Annotated in this window: 18 protein-coding genes, 1 pseudogene and 1 riboswitch; of the genes and pseudogenes, 8 read left to right on the top strand and 11 right to left on the bottom strand. The window is 42.4% G+C overall.

The features are described 5' to 3' along the window. Positions 1-1,420: T9SS type A sorting domain-containing protein (locus P1X15_RS20215; protein ID WP_277339949.1), on the top strand; the 1,420-nt coding region annotated here is incomplete at its 5' end. 843 nt (positions 1,421-2,263) lie between these two features. On the opposite strand, the gene P1X15_RS20210 is transcribed toward P1X15_RS20215, so the two are convergent. Further along, positions 2,264-2,689 (bottom strand): transposase, encoded by a 426-nt coding sequence (locus P1X15_RS20210; RefSeq protein ID WP_277339948.1) that lies wholly within the window; start codon positions 2,687-2,689, stop codon positions 2,264-2,266. 328 nt (positions 2,690-3,017) lie between these two features. Here P1X15_RS20210 and P1X15_RS20205 point away from each other — a divergent pair. After that, positions 3,018-3,227 (top strand): annotated as a pseudogene (locus P1X15_RS20205) (IS1 family transposase); the annotation flags it as partial. A gap of 142 nt (positions 3,228-3,369) precedes the next feature. Here P1X15_RS20205 and P1X15_RS20200 read toward each other — a convergent pair. The 3 genes from P1X15_RS20200 to P1X15_RS20190 form a co-directional block, all read right to left on the bottom strand. Next, positions 3,370-4,542, bottom strand: a complete 1,173-nt coding sequence (locus P1X15_RS20200; RefSeq protein ID WP_277339947.1) for a cysteine desulfurase family protein — start codon at positions 4,540-4,542, stop codon at positions 3,370-3,372. Positions 4,543-4,703: 161 nt separating this feature from the next. Further along, the gene (locus P1X15_RS20195; protein WP_277339946.1) at positions 4,704-5,045 is read right to left on the bottom strand and encodes a hypothetical protein; all 342 of its coding nucleotides are present in this window, start codon (positions 5,043-5,045) and stop codon (positions 4,704-4,706) included. A gap of 111 nt (positions 5,046-5,156) precedes the next feature. Continuing rightward, positions 5,157-5,783, bottom strand: coding sequence for a YceI family protein (locus tag P1X15_RS20190; protein WP_277339945.1), 627 nt, complete (start codon positions 5,781-5,783; stop codon positions 5,157-5,159). 160 nt (positions 5,784-5,943) lie between these two features. Then, a riboswitch (SAM riboswitch) is annotated at positions 5,944-6,037 on the bottom strand. Positions 6,038-6,400: 363 nt separating this feature from the next. On the opposite strand from P1X15_RS20190, the gene P1X15_RS20185 reads away from it, so the two are divergent. From P1X15_RS20185 to P1X15_RS20165, 5 genes are all read left to right on the top strand, one after another. Then, a complete protein-coding gene (locus P1X15_RS20185; protein ID WP_277339944.1) occupies positions 6,401-7,321 on the top strand; it encodes a family 2A encapsulin nanocompartment shell protein in 921 nt (306 codons plus the stop codon). Then, entirely contained in the window at positions 7,305-9,290 is a 1,986-nt protein-coding gene (locus P1X15_RS20180; RefSeq protein WP_277339943.1) for a family 2A encapsulin nanocompartment cargo protein cysteine desulfurase, read from the top strand. Before P1X15_RS20185 ends, P1X15_RS20180 begins: the two co-directional genes overlap by 17 nt. A 61-nt stretch (positions 9,291-9,351) precedes the next feature. Next, a complete protein-coding gene (locus P1X15_RS20175; RefSeq protein WP_277339942.1) occupies positions 9,352-10,155 on the top strand; it encodes a serine O-acetyltransferase in 804 nt (267 codons plus the stop codon). A 95-nt stretch (positions 10,156-10,250) separates the two neighbouring features. Beyond that, positions 10,251-11,063: a phytanoyl-CoA dioxygenase family protein gene (locus tag P1X15_RS20170; RefSeq protein WP_277339941.1), complete on the top strand. Its 813-nt coding sequence runs from the start codon at positions 10,251-10,253 to the stop codon at positions 11,061-11,063. Between the two features lie 12 nt (positions 11,064-11,075). Next, positions 11,076-11,879 carry an SDR family oxidoreductase gene (locus tag P1X15_RS20165; protein WP_277339940.1) on the top strand — a complete coding sequence of 268 codons (804 nt, stop codon included), beginning with the start codon at positions 11,076-11,078 and terminating at the stop codon, positions 11,877-11,879. Between the two features lie 172 nt (positions 11,880-12,051). Here the strand turns inward: P1X15_RS20165 and P1X15_RS20155 are convergent, their stop codons facing one another. Beyond that, positions 12,052-14,715 carry a sialate O-acetylesterase gene (locus P1X15_RS20155; protein WP_310586034.1) on the bottom strand — a complete coding sequence of 888 codons (2,664 nt, stop codon included), beginning with the start codon at positions 14,713-14,715 and terminating at the stop codon, positions 12,052-12,054. Positions 14,716-14,728: 13 nt separating this feature from the next. Further along, positions 14,729-15,865 carry an endo-1,4-beta-xylanase gene (locus tag P1X15_RS20150; protein ID WP_277339939.1) on the bottom strand — a complete coding sequence of 379 codons (1,137 nt, stop codon included), beginning with the start codon at positions 15,863-15,865 and terminating at the stop codon, positions 14,729-14,731. A gap of 437 nt (positions 15,866-16,302) precedes the next feature. Between P1X15_RS20150 and P1X15_RS20145 the strand changes: the two genes are divergently transcribed. Continuing rightward, positions 16,303-17,280, top strand: coding sequence for a ThuA domain-containing protein (locus P1X15_RS20145; RefSeq protein ID WP_277339938.1), 978 nt, complete (start codon positions 16,303-16,305; stop codon positions 17,278-17,280). 51 nt (positions 17,281-17,331) lie between these two features. Here the strand turns inward: P1X15_RS20145 and P1X15_RS20140 are convergent, their stop codons facing one another. The 5 genes from P1X15_RS20140 to P1X15_RS20120 form a co-directional block, all read right to left on the bottom strand. Then, complete coding sequence (locus P1X15_RS20140; protein ID WP_277339937.1) at positions 17,332-19,080, bottom strand: PQQ-dependent sugar dehydrogenase; 1,749 nt, start codon at positions 19,078-19,080, stop codon at positions 17,332-17,334. A 172-nt stretch (positions 19,081-19,252) separates the two neighbouring features. Continuing rightward, complete coding sequence (locus P1X15_RS20135) at positions 19,253-20,665, bottom strand: APC family permease (RefSeq protein ID WP_277339936.1); 1,413 nt, start codon at positions 20,663-20,665, stop codon at positions 19,253-19,255. Between the two features lie 4 nt (positions 20,666-20,669). Then, positions 20,670-21,833 carry an LLM class flavin-dependent oxidoreductase gene (locus tag P1X15_RS20130; RefSeq protein ID WP_277339935.1) on the bottom strand — a complete coding sequence of 388 codons (1,164 nt, stop codon included), beginning with the start codon at positions 21,831-21,833 and terminating at the stop codon, positions 20,670-20,672. Continuing rightward, on the bottom strand, positions 21,833-23,539 hold the full coding sequence (locus tag P1X15_RS20125; protein WP_277339934.1) for an amidohydrolase: 1,707 nt from the start codon (positions 23,537-23,539) through the stop codon (positions 21,833-21,835). The genes P1X15_RS20130 and P1X15_RS20125 overlap by 1 nt, the downstream gene beginning before the upstream one ends. Positions 23,540-23,570: 31 nt before the next feature. Continuing rightward, positions 23,571-25,040 (bottom strand): RagB/SusD family nutrient uptake outer membrane protein, encoded by a 1,470-nt coding sequence (locus P1X15_RS20120; RefSeq protein ID WP_277339933.1) that lies wholly within the window; start codon positions 25,038-25,040, stop codon positions 23,571-23,573. Between the last annotated feature and the right edge of the window lie 37 nt (positions 25,041-25,077).

Genomic DNA, 25,077 nt, shown 5'->3' with positions numbered 1-25,077 from the left:
TCCGACCTCTCAGGGAGGAACTGTTGGAAATGCGCAAACCATCTGTGCGAATTCTTCCCCAGCTGATGTAAGTTTATCCAGCCAAGTCGGAAGTGTTGTTAAATGGCAAAAATCCAGCGATGCGGCTTTTAGCAATCCGTCGGATATTGCTAGTACTTCTACCACGCTGACCAGTGCCTTGATAGGCAATCTAACGGCCGATACGTGGTTTAGAGCCGTTGTACAAAGTGGCGTTTGTGCCACTACCAATTCAGAATCGGTCAAAATTACCGTCATTCCTACTTCAGTAGGTGGTAGCGTGAATAGCGCTCAAACAATTTACGCGGGTTCTTCTCCAGTGGATATAAGCGTATCCAATCAAATAGGAAGTGTCGTAAAATGGCAATGGTCGTCGGATGCCACCTTTAGCAATCCTGTCGATATCGCCAGCACTTCTACTACGCTGACCAGCGCACAAATGGGAGCCTTGACGGCTGATACATGGTTCAGAGCTGTTGTGCAAAGTGGTGTTTGTGCTGCTACTAACTCTGCTTCGATCAAAATCACCATTAATGCGACGCCTACTATTTTTAACGTGGCAGGCGGCGGAAGCAGTTGTGTAGGTAATTCAGGCGGCAATGGTCCTACCGTATTAATCACCCTGTCGGGGTCTCAAGTGGGCACTAGTTATCAACTCCAACGCGATGGTAACAATGTAGGCGCACCTCAAGCTGGAACTGGAAATATTTTGAATTTTACGGGTCAACGTGTAGCAGGCACTTATACAGTGATTGCTACCTCTTCGGCCAGTTGTGTTGCACCTATGAATGGCTCAGCCTCAATCATCGTCGGTACTACACCAACGGCCTTCTCAGTAACTGGCGGCGGTAGTATTTGTAGAGGTAGCACAGCAGGGCTAGCGATTGGGTTGAGTAGTTCGCAAGTAGGGGTAAATTATCAACTGAAAAGAAGTAATATAGATTTGGGTAGCCCCATAGATGGCACCAGTCAGGCGATCAACTTTGGCAATCAAACCACGGCCGGGACCTATACGGTCTTAGCCATAGAGGCCAGCTCAGGATGTAGCCGTGTCATGACGGGGTCTAAAACTATAGTGGTGACCACTTGTACGGGTCGGGAAGGAGTAGCCTTGGAAGCAAACGAAGAATTCACCAACGAAGGGCAACTTTGGGCGGTGATTGCTCCCAATCCCATCACCTCCGAAAAACTAACGGTACAAGTAAAGGGAGTCATGAATCAGACCATTCAATGGCAATTGGTCAACACTCAGGGAGTGGTTCTGAATCAACATCAGTTTAAGGCGCAGACCCAGACTCATTCGCAAGAAATTAATGTGGCCCATCTCTCGACTGGCTCTTACTTGTTACAATTACAAACTCAACAGCGTAAGATTACGTTGAAGGTGATAAAAATCAATTAATCCTATTTAGGCAATCAGCCAAAATAACGAGTGTTTTTACCAAAAAGAGGCTGCCATAGCATAATTTTTGATGGTCTTTAACTGATAAGCGTCTAAAGTCGTTGATTTTCTATTTTTAGAGTGCTTTTTTGAGTTGTTTTTTGCTTTTTCGGCAAGGTAATGGTTTTAATATAACTGATATGTATATTTAGGTCAAAGACTCAGAAATATGATAATAGAAAAGAAATTGTGCCGTCATTGTGGGAGTGAAAATCTGAGAAAAAATGGTCTTTGTAAAGTTACTCACAAGCAAAAATTTCACTGTAAAGATTGCAATAAATAGGGTACTCTTGAATTAGATGAGGGGGTTACTGTGGCACGTAAAAAAGAGATTTTAGCTGCTTATTTTGAACGTCCAAGTATGCGAGGTATCGCTCGAATATTTCATATTTCCCGCAATACACTGCGAGATTGGTTAGTACAAGAGGGTGAAAAAAACTTGATTTGAGTGAAACTTTACAGGATGTTCCAACAAGTGGAGATATACTGGAATATGATGAGCTACAGCACTTTGTAAAAAAAACCAAAAAAGGTGGTTGTGGACAGTTATAAGCCGAAATACCCGAAAAATTATTGCATTTTTTATCGGTGATCACAGTTTAGATAGCTGCAAACGACTTTGGAAGCGGATTCCTCATCAATTTCGATTTCAACACAGCTTTATCGGACCGATTTCTATGATTCATGCAACTAATGGCGTATAAAAATCTTTATATTTTTCACGCTTCGGCGTTCCGATTTCGATGAACACAAGAAAATACACGATGAACAAGTTTGTTACAAACGTTATTAACGACAAGCATTTCATTCTTGCCTTCTGCTGTTTTTCGCAGATAATATTCTCGAATTTCGGGTGAGTGAACGCACCTCATCGCGATTTTTATAAGCATATGTGGCAATTCTTTGGGCATCTACTTTATCATTTTTACCTCGAATCATGCCCAGGCTATCCTTGATGTGAATGGGATGTTCAAGCCAAACCTTTGCTTGTTTTGAATGCAGGAAGTTTAGTAGATGGTTGGTATAGATACCCGTATGCTCCATGCAATACAAGCTATTGGCAAAAGTTGCGTTAGGGCATTGGATTTTCAGGTGTTTGAAAAATGATTCAATATCTTTTTTATCATTGCTTGATTGAAAATGAAATAACATTTTGTTAGCTACTACAACCGCAAAATCAAGCGTCACTTTTGAGATGTCAATACCGATGAAAAAATTAAAAATTTCCATAATTTTGAAATGATCGGAGCGCCGATGCGATTTAATGTTTTACTCAAGTCAGCAAGCTGTCACACATTCAATACGCCACGGGGCGCCCCGCTTGCTCATGGGTCTTAAACCCGAATTTCTATTTGAATCTTGTGCTACAGCAAACCAGTGGGGTCTTAAATCGATCGCCACGGGGCGCCCCGCATGAGTCTTACTCAGCCGAAGGCGATAAGGCATCCCCACTGGTGCTGGCTTACTCTCATTTTGAGAGCACTCCAAGTTATGATTATCTTGGAATTTTTATATCACACAAATCTAAAGGCCGATGCGGTGATTTTGGGCAGCCTATAACTACATCTTTGAGCAAACTCAGCAACACCAGCTTGTAGGTAAAGACAGTGGGCAAACCAATCACATGGAACGTTGGAACAATACCATTCGGCAATGGGTCGGAAGACTGACTCGTAAAACCTTATCTTTTTCAAAATTAGACTTTTTCAATGAACTCGTAATTAGGCTCTTTATTATTCGATACAATAACTATAAAATAGTTACCTAAAAACCACTACCAAAAACGTTTCTTCTTTACTCTAATTTATAAATATTCTTAATAAAAATCCCGACATCAATGATGTCGGGATTTCGATTTTATTCAACCCACCAATATACGTCAGTATACAGTTTCCTTATAATTATGAACCTCAGGCATGAACCAGCGATTTGGCTGCCACCTGTCGATCATTTTGATATATATTTTTAAGGCTTTGTAGTATATAATCTACGTCAGCAGGAGTGTTGTACTTACTAAAGGAAAACCTTACATTTTCTAGCTCAAGATTCGTTTGAAGAGCTGTCAACACGTGCGAATGTGAAGTATGTAAATTAGAGCAGGCACTTCCACCCGATACTGCTACCCCATAAAGATTCAATTGGCTAACCAATGACTCCGAAGAATTTAAGTTTGGAAATGCAACATTGAGTATAGTATATAAGCTTTTTTCAAGGGAATCACTTTCTCCATTAAATTTTATATCGCCCATAACGGTACTTGGTAAACGCGCTATTAAACGGTTTTTGACAAATGCAATATGCTTTTGATTGATTCTCAAATCTCTATACGAAATTTCCAGTGCTTTGGCCATTCCGATGATGTTGGGGGTATTTTCGGTGCCGGGACGAATCCCGCTTTCCTGAGCTCCTCCAAAAGTCAAGGCTTTAAATCCTCTTGGATTACGAATATAAGCAAATCCCACCCCTTTGGGCCCATGAAATTTGTGAGCTGACCCAACGACAAAATCCACCGGAATCGTTTGTAGATCAATGGGTAATTTGCCGATTGTTTGGGTAGTATCAGCTAAAAAAAGGGCTTTAAATGCCTGACTCAACGCTCCGATATGTGTCAAATCATTTAAATTCCCGATTTCATTGTTGCCATGTGCCAAACTAACTAAGCTCTTCAGAGGCAATCGCAATAACCGCTCAAGATGATTAAAATCTATGTTTCCTTTTTCATCTATATTTACCAAACTCAATGTTATTTTCTTTGCCTTGACCAATTGATTCAAGGGTTCCAATACCGCCTTATGTTCAATAGGGCTTGTTATGACATGCTGAACACCAAATGTCTCTATCGCTCCAGACAAGATGATGTTAAGTGCTTCGGTAGCACCTGAAGTAAAAAACGTCTGCCCAGGGGTCACGTTCAGATGATTGGCGACTGTTTCGCGGGCTTTATAAATAGCCTCTCTGACAGTTTGTCCATAAAAATGACTCGACGACGGATTGCCGTAATAACGAGTCAAATAAGGCATCATTGCTTCCAAAACATCTCTGTCAAGGGCTGTTGTAGCGGCATTATCGCAGTATACATTCATGCGCTGTTAGTATTTTTCGTCGTTATCCGTCAACATTAGGCTTCCCAAGTTTTATGTCTATACCTTTAACTTGGAAAGTTTAATTTTGCATAAACACTTATCTAGTATTTTTTTGGATAACGACGTTCTGAATCATGGAATAATAGCAAATTATGATACCATTAGGCAATTTTGATATGAGTTTGATGCCCTTCGAAAGAGTTTATTTTCTTTAATGGATTTTCAAAAAAATCCTCACCGAGTTCTATATATTCCGAACTCTGAACTTGGTCAAGCCATTGCCTATGTTTTTGCTCAAGGTAATTTTTTAGGGCTTTAGTAGCCTCTTCTAAGCTCACAAAATGATGAAGTTTTACGGACGATTGTATAAGTAAACCTCCCTCTCCTTCGTAGAGAAACATCCATCCATTTCTGTCAAAATCAAAGACTTGCGGATAGAATTTTTCTGTTTTGTCGTTTAGTGTTTCCTTAAAAATCCTAAATTTTGTTTTTTCTTTGCTCATGGTCTTTTTTGTTTAAATAGCTCATATCATTATTTTAGTAACTATAGATTATATATAGTAGTACATCAAAAAAAGTACCGTCAAGCTAGAAGCCCGACGGTATCTCATCCATCACTTTCCAGTTTTGGCAGCTTCATGTGCCGCATTAGCTACCAAATTGACATCTAACCGAAAATCGTTATCAATGGCCTTGTCACCAAGGTTTTCAAAGAAATTTGTAGAGCGAAACTTGATATTATATTTAGTTCTATCTACAGGAATATTTGCTTTTGCTGTAAGTTGGCCTTTCTCCGCTTTTACTTCAGCCGGGAATTTTACCTCGTGAGTGATTCCTTTGATGGTAAGTTTTCCCAAGATTTCGTAGCTATCCCCTCCTTTGGGTGTTACAGACGATATGGAGAAACTAGCTTTTGGAAATTTGTCAACCGCAAAGAAGTCATCGTTTTTCAAATGTTCAACCAACTTGGCATTGTAAGAAGCATCGGTTATGTCGGTAACCGTCAACTCTTTTACATTTATTTCAAAACTACCTCCTTTTAGCCTATTGTTGGCCCAAATCAAAGTTCCATTACTGAACGGTACAGTCCCCGAATGCTCTCCTGTCACTTTTTTGCCAACCCATACCAATTTACTTTTCTGATTGTCAACCCTAAAGGAAGTTTCTCCTTTGCTGGGACCTGCTATCGCTAAGCCTACTGTTGCAAAGATTGCAAATACAAACGATGCTGTTTTTTTCATGGTTTTAAATTTAAAATACAAAAACTATAATATATATATACTTAAAGCAAATACAAAAAGCTTAAACAAGCTTTACGTTAAAAGATGAAAGACTCAACCTAAGATTATTTCTTGAAAGAGGCAATCAACCGAAAAGTCAAATTACAAAACTGGGTTTCTAGATTTATCATACATTAGGCTGGAGCACCTTACAGGTGGTTTGCAGGTTGCTGGAAGTTCATAGAGCCTATCTCTCCCTTCACTCTTCATAAATCTTTTGGGTCAGTGGGTAGCGGTGGTTATTACCAACAGACCTTTTTAAACAAATACTCTTTTTTATCTACTGACTTAATTCCAGTGCAAAGGTTTCATTAAAATCTCGAATGTTCCAAATTTTTTTTTACTTTTTTTTTAAATAGATTTTTATTCTTTCTTTTTCCAAGCAAACCACTTGGCAATCATAAAAGAAACTACTCAGCTAATTGAAGACCGCAAAAATAAAAAATAATAAATTTGTTTGAATATAGAATAAATAGATTAAGTTTGCATCGCATATTCTTCTTACGAAGAAAATATTTGCTTTAATTTTAGTATATATAATCAATGTACTATATATTTTAAAAACAACTTTCCAACTAATGTCTGAATTAAACAAAAAACAAACTGCCCTTGGGGATGTCGCAGCTAGACAATTAGCAATCGCAACCCGTACAGTCCCACAGATGTCGACCATCACTCCACGTTGGTTGACTCACCTGCTCAATTGGATTCCTGTTGAATCTGGGGTATATCGCCTCAACAAAGTCAAAGATGCAAGTAGTGTTGAAGTAGATTGCTCAAATCGCGACGAAAGACCTCTACCTCAAACCTTTGTAGACTATATCGAAAACCCAAGAGAATACAACCTGAGTGCGGTCAATACGGTATTGGATGTGCATACCCGCGTATCCGACTTGTATAGCAAACCTTACAATCAAATCAGTGAGCAGCTACGTCTGACAATTGAGACAATCAAAGAGCGTCAAGAAAGTGAATTGATTAACAACAAAGAATATGGGCTTTTACACAGTATCGCCCCCTCACAGCGTATCAAAACCCGTACTGGAGCACCTACTCCCGATGATCTAGATGAGCTCATCACAAAAGTGTGGAAAGAACCGGGGTTTTTCTTGCTTCACCCTTTGGCTATTGCGGCTTTTGGACGTGAATGTACCCGCCGTGGTGTTCCGCCACCAACTATTTCATTGTTTGGATCGCAGTTTATCACATGGCGAGGTTTGCCGCTTATTCCCTCCGATAAGGTTCCTATTGAAAATGGAAAGTCCAAAATTCTATTGCTCCGGACAGGCGAAAGCCGTCAGGGCGTAGTAGGTCTCTATCAGCCTGGACTTCCAGGCGAACAATCCCCCGGTTTATCGGTTCGGTTTATGGGTATCAATGAGAAAGCGATTGCTTCTTACTTGATTTCGTTGTATTGCTCGTTGGCTGTATTGGTAGACGATGCCATTGCGGTATTGGATGATGTCGAAATTGGAAAATATCATGAGTACAATTACTGATACATTTGATTTTCCGAAGGGCAATGATTTTGCTTCGGACGACCTTACGGGTAGCCTCGAAAAGCTAGCTAATGATTTTTTTAAATCTTTACCTAGTACATTGACACCCACCGGCTTTCACTCGCCAAAACCTTCCTCCCAAAATTATGAGCAAGCAATAAGCCAAGTAGCTCCTTTCAACTTAGGAGACCCACAAACTAGCTTACCAGATCCTCATTTTGCAGGAGGACAAATCCCCAAGTCGGTGGCAGGGAGTGGAGTGTCACCTTCTGCACTTCATGCTGAAAGACTATTTGATGTGGGGCAAAACCAACCTGCACTTCCAGACCCTCATTTTGCCGGACAAGGTAGAGTACCTCAGTCGGTAGCAGGAAGCGGTATTTCGCCTTCGGCTGCCCACCAAGGAAATGCCGTAGACCTCAACAACCCACAGACTAGCCTCCCCGATCCGCATTTTGCAGGGCAAGGTAGAGTACCACAATCTGTGGCGGGAAGTGGCATTTCGCCTTCTATTGCTCCCCAAAATAGCATTTTTGAGGCTTTGCCCTTTGCCAATGATTATCCCTATGAAAATGGTTTATCAGAAGCTTTAGCTTCCATTAGTATATTTTCTACTCACCCTCAATTACCCATTTATACTCCCGCCGAATCTTCCTTCTATTTTTTGAAAGAAGCAGCGGCATTGCCTGTTGTTAGAGAAAAAACGAAATCTTTAAGTAGCCAAAGTACGATTGTGGCAAGTCCTCCTTTTGATGTTAATTTAATCAAAAAAGACTTCCCTATTTTACAAGAGCGTGTCAATGGGCGCCCCTTAGTGTGGCTCGACAATGCTGCTACTACCCAAAAACCCAAGCAGGTAATTGAACGCATCAGCTACTTTTACGAACACGAAAATTCTAATATTCATAGAGCGGCTCACGAATTGGCAGCTCGCGCTACCGATGCCTACGAAGAAGCCAGAGAAACTGTTCGGAAGTTTTTGAATGCGAGTTCTACCAATGAGGTCATTTTTGTAAGAGGAGCAACAGAGGCTATCAACTTGGTGGCTAAGAGTTGGGGAGAACAAAACCTACAATCGGGAGATGAGATAATAGTCAGCCATCTTGAACATCACGCAAACATCGTTCCTTGGCAGCAACTCGCGGCCAAAAAGAATTTAAAACTGCGAGTAATTCCAGTGGATGACGATGGACAAATCCTGCTTGATGAATACACAAAGTTGTTGAACTCTAAAACAAAGCTTGTTTCATTTACCCAAGTTTCTAACGCTTTAGGAACAGTCACCCCCGCCAAACAAATCGTTGAATTGGCTCACCAAGCGGGTGCAAAAGTACTAGTAGATGGTGCTCAATCAGTCTCTCACATGCGGGTTGATGTACGGTATCTTGATGCCGATTGGTTTGTATTTTCAGGACATAAAATCTTTGGACCTACAGGTATAGGAGTACTTTATGGAAAAGAAGCTATCCTCAACGAGACTGCACCTTGGCAAGGAGGAGGCAATATGATTAAGGATGTCACTTTTGAACATACTCAATACCATAATGCGCCTTCACGGTTTGAGGCTGGCACTGGCAACATAGCAGATGCAGTAGGATTGGGGGCGGCATTAGATTATGTGTCAAAGATTGGGATTGATCTCATCAACCAATACGAACATTATCTTCTGGTATATGCTACCAAACTTCTCAAGGAGGTTTCGGGGATACGACTCGTAGGAACAGCTGCTGACAAAGCAAGCGTATTGTCTTTTACCCTCAATGGATACACTAATGATGAAGTCGGTCAAGCACTCAACAAAGAAGGTATAGCCGTGCGAACAGGGCATCACTGTGCGCAGCCCATTTTAAGACGATTTGGACTTGAAAGTACCGTGCGCCCATCCTTGGCATTTTATAACACTTGCGCAGATGTAGATTTATTGGTCTCTACCTTACATCGCTTGCAGCATTACAGAGTAAAAAAATAAAGCGCCTATTTGACGGCCAATCATGTGCCTTTTTGGCCGTCAAATTCAATCTGTTTTCCCAATGTACAACGACCAGACTTTCATTGACATCCTCCATCAAACCCATAAAGCCGAATGGGAAGCGACCCCCAAGATACAAAACTCTATTGCTTGGCTAAACGACCTTTTTGAGTTTTTGTTTCCCAACAATCGTTTACACAAAAAAGAAACCTATATTGGTATCTTAAAGAAAAATCAAATCGACCTTGAAAACATATTACTTAGTTATTTAGATTTAGAAGTTGGGAAGATTGAGGAGATTGTGTCGTCTTTTTATGAATCGCTCGAAGCAATCTACCATAACCTCCGCCAAGATGCCAACAAAATTTATGAATTTGATCCCGCGGCTACAAGCATACACGAAGTAATTGTTTCGTATCCAGGGTTTTATGCCATTGCAGTTTATCGAGTTGCCCATCGACTTACTGAGCTTGATGTACCTGTTTTGCCTCGTATATTGAGCGAATATGCCCACCGCAACACAGGAACGGATATTCATCCAGCAGCACAAATTGGAGTGCCTTTTATGATTGACCACAGTACAGGGATTGTCATTGGAGCTACGGCTGTGATTGGAAACAATGTTTCTATTTATCAAGGAGTGACACTTGGAGCTTTGCAAGTAGCCAAAGAACTTGCCGAAACTAAGAGACACCCTACTGTAGAAGACAATGTAATTATCTACGCCCGTACCACTATTTTGGGAGGCAAGACCGTAATCGGCAAAAATAGTATCATTGGAGGAAGTGTTTTTCTCACTAAAAGTGTCGCCCCTAATTCCCATGTTTTCAACACACATCAGCTTAGAATAGAAGTGAAGCAGTAGAATCCGACATAATTCGCTCCACTTTTTATTATAAAACCACACTATTTTAGTATATTTAATATGTATATTTGGTATCTTTTAAACAATACAATCATATGAAACCTTTTGAAGCAACCTCGTTCACTTTAGGTGATACACTTACGCAAGAGCAAATTGTTTTTTTTAATAACAACGGTTTTCTTCACTTCAAAAACTTTATTCCGAAAGACATTGTGCAATTGTTTTTGAGTGAGGCCAAGCGAGTCGAAGAATTTTTACTGGCCAAGAATGTTGAGAAAATCAACGGAGTTCCCCTAAAATTCGGCAAAGATTTAGATGGGAGCCGCTTGATACAACGGCTTTGCTTTACTTCACAGTATAGTTCAGTGCTTCACGAGTATCTACAAGACTCTCGTATTCAGAACCTTACTCAACTACTTGGGGGCAATGCAAGAATCGGAGAAATCGAAAAAGATGGATTGGTTTTTAACCATTATGTAAGAGATGAAAACAGCAAATTTACCTCTATGGGATGGCATACAGACAGTCCTCGTGATTTGTTTTTAGGTCAAAAAATCAACAAAATGCTCAACATCGGCACCCACCTTGACGATTGTTTACAAAAAAATGGAGGCTTGAAAGTTTTACCTGGCACTCACAAACAAAACATTTTTCAGACTTTATTCCGTAAAAAACAATTTATTGATCATAATCCTGACATCAATGAAGTGGGTTTTGATATTGAAGCCGGGGATTTGACCGTTCATGACGGTGACTTATGGCATCGAGTGGAGGCTAGCTCTTTTATAGGTGAAAAGTCGCGTCGTCGTGTAATGTACATTCCGATTGTAACTGGTAAATATGACCCCAAACACGAAAATAGTAAAACGCCTCTTTATCAACGCTTTGCTAAATACGTAGTCAAATAATCCCTTTTACTTATGTCCATAACTCATCAGTATGCATTAGTCACCGGTGCTTCTTCTGGTATAGGGAAAGCCATAGCCCAACAACTGGCTCTAAGAGGTTATCATCTTTTGTTGATTAGTTCGAATCCTGATAAACTAAAGGCTACTTCTCAGGCAATGAAAACCGATTTCCCAAGGATAGACATTCAATTTTTTGCACAAGATTTGTCAAAAACTGAAGCCATAAAAGCAATTTATGAATGGAGTCTTCCTTTTCATTCCTCCCTTACTATCATTGTTAATAATGCTGGCTATGGTCTTGCTGGGCGATTTGAAGAAATTCCCATTCAAGAACAACTAAATATCATTGATGTAAACTTAAAAGCATTGGTTGAATTGACTTACGTTTTTATTCCTGTTTTGAAACGACATGACAATCGCAAGACCTTTGTGCTCAATGTAGCTAGTACAACCGCCTATCAATCTATTCCCTTTTTTGCCATTTACACCGCTTCCAAAACAGCCGTACTGTCTTTTAGCCGTAGCCTTAGATACGAGCTTCGAGATACAAACATATCGGTGTCGGTACTAAGTCCCGGAAGCACCAATACTGATTTTGTGAATCGAGCACGTATGAGTGAACACATCAAAAAGCTAGCTACCAAATTCAGTATGACTCCAGACGAAGTCGCCACCATAGCTTTGAAAGGGCTATTTCGGGGAAAAGCGGAGATTATTCCAGGCTTTTTGAATGTACTAAATGCCATTTTGCCGCGCTTTGTACCTAAAATTTGGGTAGAAAGTATTGGAAGTAATATCTATAAGCCCAAAAATTAGGCTAGGTCTATTGTAGTTTGTTAACTACAATAGAAGGTTTTTCTTCTAATATCTTTCTTAAGTAAATGTGCAAATTTCAAAACGAGCCAATCTAAAAACAATTCATTGATAATCAGACAATTAAATCACCTTAAATATCTCAATTACTATTAACGGACTGTGGCTTATGTTCCTATTTTTTAAACGCTTTCACATGTTCAGTTACGCCTAGTATGGTGTCGATATAAATATCTTTTTCGTTTTCTTTCAAATACCGAAGCAATGCGCGATGAGCTGTTAAGGATACGTCCAGAGAATGCTCTCCCCCTACTCCATGAAATAAAAACACCAGCAATTTTCCCTCATTTACAGCTTGTTTTACTAATTCAATCAACTGTTGACCCGTTTGGCCATTAATCATATAAGAATCAAAATCGTAGGGATTAATTTCCTCTATCTTTTGCATTCGAGCCCGCACTGCTCTTGCTCCAGAAAGGTCATTTTTTAACTCATTCATAAATTCTACACCGCCTACTTTGGTGTCGCCACAGGTAAAAGCAAAGGTTCGTTGTTTTTTTCCGTCTACTGATTCAAGGAGGGTATTAGTCAGTCGGATTTCGTCGGTGATGCGCTTGAGGGTATATTTACTGAGGTCATTTTCGGGATTTACCCAAGTTCGATTAGGTAAAGACGCATCGCAAGGGTGAAATAAGGTATGATTGCCTAGTTCGTGGCCACGGTTCGCCGCTTTTTTCCAATCATTCATTCGGTTTTTAAACCCAGGAAAAGCTCCTGCAATATAAAAAGTCCCTTTTAAACTAAGCGAATCAAGCTGAGGAATGGCATAGTCGAGATGCACATTGAGGGCATCATCGTAGGTCAGCACAACCGCGCATTTTTTTCCTTTCCAAGGTTTAGACTCGTCCAGATTTTCGGCATCTGTCCGAAAAGGTGAGGCTGGCAAACCTGCTGAATTATAAAAATTTACTCCTTCGGGATTGTCTTGCCAAGCATAACGTACATATTTAGGGTGCTTCACGGCTTCAGCCCAAAGCTCTATTTTATCTTTTCCAATGATTTTGGCGTTAGCCCACACAAATTTTTTATCATAATCAGCTACCGAAAACCACCTTAGAGGCTCTGTATCCTTTGCCACTATCCCGCCCGAAACATGGTCAAAAGTGAGAATAACTTTTTCATTTTCAATGGTTTGTGATTTCAAAACGGGCCCTGAGTATTCGATGTCTTTTTCGCCATATGCCAAGTTGCGTGCGGCCAAGGCTAAGCGTTGGCCAATATCTTTTTTGTTGAGTGGGTGAATGTCGTTCCATTCGCCCAAATCTATCGTTACCGTTACGGCGGCATTGGGTAAAGTAAGGGCCTTGTTTTGAGCTTCTCTCAGCCTTGCCCAACTGCTTTCGGTTGGAGTGTAATTAATGTCTTGAAAATTTGCCAATTGTACTACCAAAAATGGATGAGTAGGACTTTGCCAAAGCGCTCTCCAATTGTTAATCAATGCAGGTAGTAAGGCATCATAAGGCTCAGGACGCCCAGCATTGGTTTCTCCTTGATACCAAACAAATCCTTTGAGCTTCAAGGGCAAAATAGGCGCAATCATCGCATTGTAGAGCGCCGTGGGTTGATTTTGCTTCACCAAGCCCCCTCCTACTCCTGACCACCCTGTTGGCTGATATACTTCCCCCACCTTATATTGCCAAGTCCCTTTCAGGTCTATTTGTTCGTTGTTGGTCGTCATGAAATAGGGTTTATCAGGCACAAATCCCCCTTTGCCTGCTGTATTGGTAACCCTAATCACAAAGGTATTTTTTCCTTCTTTCAATACCTCAGCGGGGATTTCGTAGCGGCGAGGTGGGTATTGGTAAGTTACATTCCCTATTTTTTTCCCATTGACATACATCTCGTCGGCATCCACGATTCGACCCATGTATAATTTTACAGGTTTGCCCAACCAAGATTTGGGTACTTCAAACTCCCGACGAAACCACACAACACCGTTTAAATCTTTGAGTCCTTGGTCTTCCCAATAGCCTGGAATATTAAAATTTCGCCATCCTTTTGGTTGATAATCAACACTTTCCCAATGTTCAACCAATCCCGCATCTTGAACTTTTGGGCGGTTAAGCATTGCCATCGGCCTGATGCTCGAAGCATTTACGAAGTTTGTATCTTTGTTTTGAGATATGATTTTCTGAATATCTCCAAAATCCTTGTACCCACTTTCACTAATCCAAGCTTCTATGGGGGTTCCTCCTACCGAACTATTGATGATGCCAATCGGCACTTTGTATTTCTCGTACATATCACGCGCAAAAAAGTAACTTACGGCACCAAAAGTAAGTACATCTTTAGGATTTGCTTGGAGCCATTTTCCCGTCGGAAAATCTTCTTTGGGACCATTTAAGTCGGTGAGTGTCTGCACAAAAAAATTGCGGATGTCAGGATAGTTGGCGTTGGCGATGTCTTCAAAATATTTTTCTTTGACTCTTTCCATTGGCAATACCATATTGCTTTGTCCGCTACAAAGCCACACATCCCCAAAAGCGATATTTTTGAGAATGATTTGATTTTTGCCTTTTAACACCATGTCAAACCCCACTCCCGCCGACTGTGCGGGCAGCGTAATTTCCCATTGACCATTAGGATTAGTGGTAGTTTTAAACGTCTTTTTATTAAAACTCAATTCTACTTTTTCTTTGGGTGACGCCCAACCCCATATTTTCAGCGGCTGGTCACGCTGCAAAACCATATGATCCGAAATTAACTTTGGCAATCGGATTTGGGACCTGACCGACAAAGAAAGCGCAAGGCAGGCAAAGAAAGTATAAAATGACTTCATGAGTAATGGCTTCTTACTTTGATTTTTGGGGGACTTTCAATACTGCATCAAAAGCAGGTTTCGGCTGTTTTTTTCGGTCCCACAGCAGTGGGTAATTGGTGCGGTTAGGAATAGGATAATCGTTTTTCCAGGACATATCATCGTTAATTCCCCACATGGTTACGCGGTCGATTTTATCTCTTTTTCGGTAAAATATCTCAAAAAGTTGCGCATATCTATCTGCCAACGCTTTTTGTATGTTGTCTGGCAACCCATTGGGATAAGGATCTAAAAACGTCTTAAATTCTTCATTTTGAAACTGTTTTTCGCTCATCCCTTGCCCGATGATTTGTCCTTCTTTGGTCAGTGGTAACACATCTACGTCTAATTCCGTAATCATTACTTTTAGACCCAACGCCGCATAGGCTTCAATGGCAGCTTCAATATATTCGGTTTTGGGGTAGTTGAGTCCCCAATGACCTTGTATGCCGATACCATCGATTTTGATTCCTTCTTTCTGAAGCATTTTCACCATCTTCACAATACCATCTCTTTTGGAAGGTCGCCAGGCATTAAAATCGTTGTAGTAAAGCTCCGTATTAGGAGCGTACTGAGCGGCATATTTAAAGGCCAGTTTTACCAATTCTTCCCCACTCCCGATTCCTTTTACCCAAGTGGTAGGGCGGTAGTTGCCATCATCATCTATGACTTCATTGACCACATCCCAAGCATGTACTTTTCCGGCATACCTGCCAGCTACCGTTTTGATGTGCTCATGCAAGCGCTCCGCTACCGCCTCTTTTGACTTAGGTTTTCCACTTTCATCCTGAAAAAACCAAGCCGGGGTTTGATTATGCCATACCAAGGTATGACCTACGATAAACATGTTATTTTTTTGTCCAAAAGCTACATAGGCATCCGCAGGCTCAAACTTAAATACACCCGGTTGGGGATTGATAAGCCCAGCTTTCATGGAGTTTTCGAGGGTGATGGTATTAAACTGCTGCTCTACGATTAGCTGAGAAGCTTTGTCTTTTCCCGAAACAATGGCGTCATTCACTGCCACGCCCATTTTAAAAGCTCCTTTATAAGCTTCTTTGAGCGTAAGCTGCGCCCAAGAAGTATTTAGATTTAAAAAAAGAAGTACAAAAAGTAACGATTGTTTTTTCATAATTTTTAAAATAAAGACCATAGGTTTCTTACAAATAGTGAGTCTTTCGAGGCTCTTCCTTCATAAAGAGGGCGGGGTTGCTCAAATACTTATCTGAATTTTAAAGCACTTCCATTTTCAAAAAAGCGCATAAACTTTTACGAACAAACCGCCTTACTTCATAGCTTTGACATATCATGGTTCGAAAACTGTTTAGCAGACCTAAATAGTTTTTGAAAGAAATTTACACCAACTTATAGCAGGTTTGGAATAACTAAGCCTTGAAAAAAACAACAACTTTAAAGTAGAAACCAGTCGTGCTGGTCTATTTATTATCAAAAATCATCCTATTTGTACTTAAAACCATTTCTAACAAATAGCACTTAATCATTAAAAAGCATTTTTCTTGTGTAACATATTGATTAACAAATAACTAACCTTTAATATTTCTGTACTATATGAAAGCTAAGTGCCGCTTATTACTTCTCCTTATTTTGGGATTTTGTACTACTTTAGAGCTAGTAGCTCAAAAAAACAAAGTCCTTAAAGCACTCATTATTGACGGTCAAAACAACCACGATCAATGGCCCAAAATCACCTACATGATGAAGCATTATCTGGAAGAAACTGGAAAATTTACGGTGGATGTCCAGCGTACTTATTATACTTGGAACGGTGGAGATTTGGTCGAGAAATTCCCAATCGATGGTGTCCCCAAAACGGTAGCTCTCCCCAAACCTCGTATGGATTCAGCCTTTCACCCTGATTTTCATAAATACGATGTCGTCATTTGTAATTTTGGATGGAACGCCGCTCCTTGGTCGGATGGGACGCAAGCGGATTTTGAAAAATATATTCAAAACGGCGGCGGACTCGTGGTGGTACATGCGGCTAACAATTCTTTTCCTCTATGGCCCGCTTACAATCGGATGATTGGACTTGGTGGATGGGGCAACCGTACCGAAAAAGACGGCCCTTATGTGTACTATGACGAAACCGGCAAACTTATCAAAGATACCAAACCCGGCAATGCGGGCTCACATGGCGCACAAAAAGAGTTTTTGATTACGATTCGGGACTCAAAACATCCGATTACCAAAGGAATGCCCCTCAAATGGATGCACACCAAAGACGAAATGTATGACCGTCTGCGTGGCCCGGCCGAAAACATGGAAGTACTAGCAACTGCTTTTTCTCCCAAAGACAATAACGGCACAGACCGCCACGAGCCAATGCTCATGACTATCAAACAAGGTAAGGGACGTATTTTTCATACACCACTAGGACACGTTGATTATTCAGTAGAATGTGTAGGTTTTATCACTTGTCTCCAACGTGGCGCTCAGTGGGCAGCTACTGGAAAAGTGGATATCCCGATTCCTAAAGATTTTCCTACCGAAAGTGCCACAAGTCAGCGTAAATTTTCGGAAAAATAAATGGTATTTTCCCTACCCTTTTATGATAAAGAAGGGTAGGGAAAATACCATTTAGGGATTGGATATACCCACAACCTGATATACCTTCCCGTCGGCTTTTGTAAAAATAAAAAGCTCTCCTTTAGGGCCTTCTCCAAGTCTCAAATCAGGTTTGATTGTAGGATGAAGATCCAGAAAAGTTTTCTCCTCACCATCTATTTTCAGTAAAACCTCCTGGATATTGGCTTGTTTTCCAAGTTTTAATTGATCCGTTTCGACGGCAAATACTCGTCCATTGTTGATATCCCCAAAAATATACTTTCCTTTTAGCGCAGGTACAGCCGTCCCGTTGTACACTACCCCACCCGAAATAGCCTTTCCTTCATCATGGTCATACTGAACCACAGGATAGGTGTATTTGTTGCGAGGCTCGTCAGCAGGCAAGGCATAAACCCGATCCATTTTGCCTCGATGATTGATAACAAAAGTCCCCTCTCGCTCAGGCCATCCATAATCAGCTCCTGCCTTTGCAATATTCAGCTCCTCTATGTTGGTTTGTCCAATATCAACTACAATCAACCTACCATCAGTCGTCCAAGTATATCTATTGGGGTTTCGAAAACCTCGTATGTATACTTCACCCAATGTCTTTTCATTTTTGTCATTAGCAAAAGGATTGTTTTTGGGGATGCCATATTTGCCATTTTTACTATTGCGTCCCATAGGGTCAATCCGCAACACTGATGACCAAGGACGGGTATTGTCGGCACAAATAAAAGCAAAACCATTTTCGGAGGCTCCTCCGTCTCCTATTCCTACATATAGAAGTCCATAGTCACTACTGCCTTTGCGAGCTGTGGGGTTAAAAGCTATTTCCTGCATTCCATGAATTGGCGACACCATGTTAATACGGAATATTTCACGGCTTTTTCCCGAAAATGAACTAGCAGTTGGATTATCTATTTTCCACTCAGTGATTACCCACTGAAGCGTCACTTTGATAGAATCTGCATACCCAAAATCCGCTTTGGCCGAGTTAGGTTTTTCGGTATGAGTCGTATAAAATAACCCATTTTTATAAAATTCGGGATGAAAGGCAAAACTTCCAAAACCAGTAGCTAATCCTGGGATTGGAATAAAATTGGGACGTTCTTTGGCCATATCTAGGTAAACCTGCCATTGATTATCGACCAACTCGTACAATATTCCCCGCAAATCCACTATGAAAGTCCTTTCCTTAGCACCACCCCGCAAAACATCCATTTTCGTAATCCGAGCCAAAGGACCTTTGCTTGCAGTAAAAGGAGCTGTAGCAAAATGCTTAAGTTCCATCTTCCAGATAGCCGGCTGAATCTTAGCCTCAACGGGATTTGTAACAACTACACCTTTGTACGAATCTTTGGTGTTTTCTTTTTGCTGATTGGTGTGAATAAAGGCCAAAATTGACTCTATTTCTTGTGGTTTGAGATGAGTAAAAGTAGGCATCATTTGTTTGTATTCCTCAAAAAGAGTCGCCGCTCTGGCATCCCCCGCCGAAATCATCTCTGGGGCATTTGAAATAAACTTTGTAAGCCATTCGGAGGGTAAATCAGTCGTGGCTTTTTCTAGGCTAGGTCCGATTCCTTTTTGGGTGAAATTATGACAAGCCGTACAGTTGCTTAAGAATAATTGTTTTCCTTTTTCGACTACTTTAGGGTCGCTAGAATACCCTTCTTTTTTTGAAGAGGTGCTATTAGTTTGAGCATGAATGCTTATTGTTCCACAAAAGAAAAGAAAAAAGAATGCGTATTTGTGCCAATTTGTACTATAACTGAGAAACATTTGAAAAGGAGGTTATGGAAGATGTATCTTTTAAAGATAAAGCAAGTTTTCTTTTTAAGTTACCCCTTTTAACCAGTCTCCTCTTTCGTTAAAATGAAGGCATAGGGCATGCTACGCCTTCATTTAATAGTAAAATATTATTGTTTTTTCGGTTAATATAAATTCATAACTTCTACATTTTCCATTTAACCCAATAATAAACAGGAACGCCTACCCCCGCAATGATAAGCCCGGGCCAGGTGTAGGTGGGTTTGTAAATGATTAACAAGGTACAAAACGCCAGTCCCATTAAGATGTAAATGGCAGGCAAAATAGGGTAACCCCAGGCTTTGTAGGGGCGGTCGAGGGTGGGTTCTTTTTTGCGTAGAACGTAGATAGCGGCTATCGTCAATACGTAAAAAATGACAACCACAAACGAAATCATGTCGAGCAAATCGCCGTAGCGACCGCTCAGGCTCAGCGCTACCGCCACCAAAAACTGCAACCAAAGGGCGTATTCGGGAACGGCATTTTTATTGAGTTCGCCCGTTTTGTTGAAAAAGAGGCCATCTTGCGCCATGCTGTAATACACCCTTGCCCCCGCTAAAATCATTCCGTTGGCACAACCAAAGGAAGAAATCAGGATTAAAATCGCAATAACGGCCGTGCCACTTGCCCCAAAAATAGCCTGTGCGGCCACGATTCCAACGCGGTCTTTTTCGGGCGTACCCAGGGCTTCAATGGGCAAAACCGCCGTGAACATGAGGTTGATGGAAACATAAATGAACGTAACCACGGCAGTTCCTATCAGTAAACTCAACCCAATATTTCGTTTGGGGTTTTTGATTTCGCCCGCCACAAAGGTTACGTTGTTCCAAGCGTCGTAGCTAATCACCGTTCCGACCAACGCCGCCGCAATAGCTCCCCACAGCGCGGGCGTATCGGCATATTGCTCAAAGTTTCCTGCTTTGGTAAGTCGCTGCAAGTGAAAAGGTTCACTCCAGTTTGACTGCCAGATGTCGGGCTTGAGATAAATAAACCCGAACAGCGTAAGCCCCAATAAGCTCAAGAGTTTGGTGCTGGTAAAAATACTTTGAACGATTTTTCCCAGTTTTACTCCTTTGGTATTGAGGTACGTCAACAAAAAAAGTAAAACGATGGAAGAGAGCTGAGCAGGTGACACTTTAAAGGAATCACCTAGCTGAAAAGCCACTAAATCTTCGCTGAAAATAGGAAAAAAGTAGGCCAAAAACTTGAAAAAAGACACGCAAACGGCCGCTATTGTGCCCGTTTGGATGACGGTAAAAAGGCTCCAACCGTAGAGAAAAGCCACCAAACGGCCGTAAGCTTCCTTCAAATACACGTATTGCCCCCCTGCTTTGGGGTACATTCCGCTGAGTTCGCCGTAACTTACGGCTGCCGTTAGGGTCATAAAACCGCCAATGAGCCAGACGATAATGAGCCAACCCGCCGAGCCGACGTTTCGGGTTACGTCGGCGCTGACGATGAATATCCCCGAGCCAATCATGCCGCTCGCAGCGAGCAAAGCCGCATCGACGAGTCCTAGTTCGCGTTTAAATTCAACTTTTTCTTCTTGTTGAGACATAGGCTTACACCAGTTCGGCGGTGGTTAGGGGAGTGGCGGGTATTTCGGTCGGGATTTTGTCGTAAAGCCTCGGCAACGAAACATTAGGCAAATGAGGTAAAACCAGTTCTGCAAAGTAATTGGCTTCTTCAATCAGCGGAAAACCCGAAAAGATGAAAGCTCGGAAGCCCATGTCCATGTAACGATTGAGTTTAGTGACAATCTGTTCGGCACTTCCTACCAGCCCACTACCGCAGCCCGAAAAGACTTTTCCAATGTGGGTCCAGAGAATTTCTTCCGTGTAGCCCTCGTCGTCGGCCGTTTTACGGAACTCATCTTGTCGAATAACGCCTAACGAACGAGAGTCTTCGCCCCGCGCTCGGATTTCGGCGGCGCGTTTTTCATCAAATTTGGAAATCAGCTTTTTGGCATACGCCCGTGCTTCTTCTTGCGTTTCGCGGGCTACTACGTGAATTCGGAGGCCAAAATCTATTTTTCGACCGTATTTTGCCGCTCTTGCGGTCATGTCTTGCATGGTTGCGTACATGGCTTCTTCCGATTCTGGCCACATCAAAAACACGTCGCAGTATTTGGCGCATACTTCTCTCGAACCCTCAGAAGTTCCGCCAAAATAGAGCAGCGGGCCGCCGTTTTGGTAAGGTTTCACGGGGTCGGCGGGCATATCAAAGTTGTAAATTTCGCCCTTAAATTGGATGCGTTCCTGCGTCCAAGCTTGTTTCAGAATTTCGATGACTTCGGTACAGCGTTGGTACCTAAAATCGGCATTTTCGCGCGTACCTGGAAGGTCAGAATTAATGATGTTTAAGATAAGGCGTCCCTTCAGTTGGTGATCGAGCGAAGCCAACGCTCTTGCCAACATGGGTGGGTGGATTTCGCCCGTCCGAATGGCCGCCAAAAAAGTGATTTGACTTGTTTCTTGGGCCAATGCCGACGTAACCGTCAGCACGTCTTGGCCTACGGTATAAGCCGTTGGGTACAAAATATTGCTAAACCCTAGGCGTTCGGCTTCCAACGTGATGTCTCGACAATGGTCAAAACTACTTCTTCGAGTGCTGTCTAGTATGCCTAAGTATTCGGTATCTCCACCAATGATGTCATTAAACCATGCTATTTCGGCGACTCTTTGGGTGGTTCGGATGTCGGCCGTTGTTATTTTCGAAAGTGTCATTATTTTTTCTTGTATACTGTTTTTCCCTCTTTAATGGTTTCGAGAACGACCACGTCTTTGATTTTTGAGGGTTCAATCGTCAAAATATCGTCCGAAAGCACGACTAAGTCGGCCAATTTTCCTTTTTCAATCGAACCTTTGGTATTTTCTTCAAAATACTCGTAAGCTCCATTGATGGTAATGGCGCGCAGTCCTTCAAGCGGCGTAAGGCGTTCTTCGGGGCCAATGACCTTTCCCGAACGAGATTTTCGTTCGACAGACGTCCACAACAAAAACAATTGATTGATGGGTGTCACGCCAAAGTCGGTGTGATTGGTCGCAATGATTCCTTTGGTTTGGGCGGTTTTCAACGGACTCAAGAATTTCGCTCGGTCGTAGCCTAAGTTGGTCTCGTGCACATCGCCCCAGAAGAAGGCGTGGTTGCTAAAAAGCGAAGGTAAAAAACCGAGTTCTTTGTATTTATCGAGCTGGTCGAGGCGTACAAACTGCGAGTGAATCACGACGGGGCGGCGGCCGAGGCTGGTTAAGCCTAGCACCTTATTGGCATTCTCTACGGCTGTGATATACATGTCAATCGCCGCGTCGCCATTGCAGTGCACGTAAGGCTGAATGTTGTTGGCAAAAGCTTTGATAATCGCATCGTTGAACTGTTCCTGCGTTACTACTGGAAATCCACGGCATTCGGCATGGTCGCAACCCGGTACTTTGGTCAAATAAGCTTTGCCAAAAAAAGCGGTTTTTCCTTGGGGCGAACCGTCTGAGAAGAACTTAAACCCGTTGATTTTGAAGTGGTTTTTCAGCACTCCGTACTGGTAATTGGGATTATTGATGACTTTGTCAACAATGGGATACGAGGGTAATGCCTCAATATCAATCACTAATTCGCCCCGTTTTGAAGCTTCGCGGAGCAGCTCCAACGACTCAAAACTGCTGCTTCCGTCTTGGGCGGTAGTGACGCCAAAACTGGCGTAGTATTCCTGTTGCTCTTTGAGTTGGGCCAATCGTTCTTCTGTGGTTCCCTTACTTGAACCGCTCAGATTGACCCGCACCAATCCTTGGGCTTTTTCTTGGAGCAGCCCCGTTGGTTCTTTGGAGTTTTCTTTGCGTTCAATGACACCCCCCGAGGGGTCAGGTGTTTCTGACGTGACGCTTCCTGCTTTCAAGGCAGCCGAGTTGGCGACCGACATGTGCCCAGATACGTGCGTAATCACGACAGGGTTGTTGGGAAAAGCAGCGTCAAAATCTTCTTTGCGCGGGTGTCGTTTTTCTTCCAGTTGGTCAACGTCGTAGCCAAACCCACTAATCCAATCGCCGTCTTTGAGTCCCTTTTGGGCTTTAAATTTCTGCAACTCAGAGACGATGTCGGCAATTTTACGGATGTTTCCAACGGGCGGTGGGTTGAGGTTGGCCAAATTAGCCCTGCCAAAACTCATGAAATGGCTGTGGCCATCAATAAAGCCTGGCGTGACCGTTTTTCCACCCAAATCCACTACTTGGGTGTTTTTTCCTTTCAGTTTTTCAATGTCTTTGGTGGTGCCTACGGCCAAGATTTTACCCTCGTGCACCGCTACCGCTTGGGCAATGGAATTTTGGTTGTCCACCGTTATGATTTTACCGTTAATAAAAATCTTATCGGCGGAAGTTTTCTGAGCAAACACCGCCGTGCTTGCCCAGAAAAGTGAGATACTAAGAATGACTTTTTTCATCGAATGGTCAATTGAAATTTGGGAGTAGGTTTTATCTTGGGGCTAATTTGTTGTAAGCCAGTTCATTGCTCGGAACAGCCCATACGTAGTTGGCCGCCGTCGGCAATACTTCGGGCGCAACGCCTGCATTACCGACTTTGGCGGGTAGTTTTTGGACTCTTCTCAACAAATCAGGCGTTCGGAAACCTTCTCCCAACAATTCAATGCGACGTTCGTTAAGAATCGTTTCGATTAATTCTTCCTTGGTTGAGATGCCTTTGGTAAAGGAGTAACTCGCATCCGAACGGTTCCGCACCGCTTTTAGCAAGGCCGTGGCCGTGGGTAAATCACCCGTTTGGGCAGCGGCTTCGGCATAGTTAAGCAATACTTCGGCATAGCGAATGAGCGGGACGTAGTCGGAAAAAGGAGCTGAGTTTTTAGGAAATTTTCTCAATAGCTTTTGTCCCGTCGCATTGGTGGAAATCAATCCTTTACGGGCATCCGTAGAGGTGGCAGAGGCAAACACAGGATCCGCTACAATCCCTGCCGTATTTAGGTAAATAACGGGCGTTAAGTAGTTGGCCGACAACGAACTTTGTAAGCCAGGTGCTTCGGTCGGGTTAATGTACGGAATGGTCAAAAGTACTTCATTGCCAACGTACGAACCCCCGAAAACAGTGGCGATGTTGGCTTCTAATTTATGCGTCAACGTGCCCGAAACGTACTGGTAAGGAGCGGCATCCGAAACGAGTTTTTTAGCGTCGGTAACCACGGCAGCATAGTCGCCTTTGACCAAATTAACGCGTGTTTTCAGGGCAATCGCCGTTGCTTTGTGGGCTCTCGAAGCGACCAACAACGACGTAGAGTACGTCACGGGCAAATCAGCTTCCGCCTCGTTGAGGTCTTTCAAAATTTGGGTATATACTTCGGCGACGGTACTAAACGCAAAGTCGTTGTTTCCGCCCGAGGTTTCGGCTTTTAAGCGAAGGGGCAGGGCCGCCGCTGTACTGCTTTGGAGGTAAGGTTTTGCGTAGGTTTGTACCAAACTGAAATAAGCAAACGCCCTTAAAAACTTAGCTTCTGCAATGTAATTTTTCCGTAAATCATCGGTCAATACCGTGGACGTACTCAGGTTTTCAATCAAAATATTGGCCGAGTTGATGGTCGTGTAGGCCGAACTCCAAACGGCATTTACGAAATCGCCCGAAGACGTAATCGACTGGTTCCAGACGTTGGCGCCCGTGGAGTTGTTCCCATCGTTTTGGCTAAATTCGTCCCCTCGTTGTTCATTAAAGACCACATGACGACCTCCAAAATAGGATTGACTCCCAAAGAGTGAATACAAGCCGTTGACCTGTGCCAAAATTTTGGCAGGCGTACTGTAGGCGGCGTCTGTCGAAATGCTAGTGACGGGGACAGGATTTAGGAGGTTTTCGCGGCAGCCTGAGAGCGAGCCGATTAGGGCCGCAGCAACCAGAAATGAGCGACCAACATTGATTGTATAGAAAGATTGTCTTTTCATTTTTTCAAAAAATTTGGAGCAGTGATAAAAAAACACT

The sequence above is a fragment of the Runella sp. MFBS21 genome, from assembly GCF_029433105.1.
Classification (GTDB): domain Bacteria; phylum Bacteroidota; class Bacteroidia; order Cytophagales; family Spirosomataceae; genus Runella.
The sequence above is the reverse complement of the archived record's forward strand: the minus strand, read 5'-3'. Positions and strand labels throughout refer to the sequence as shown.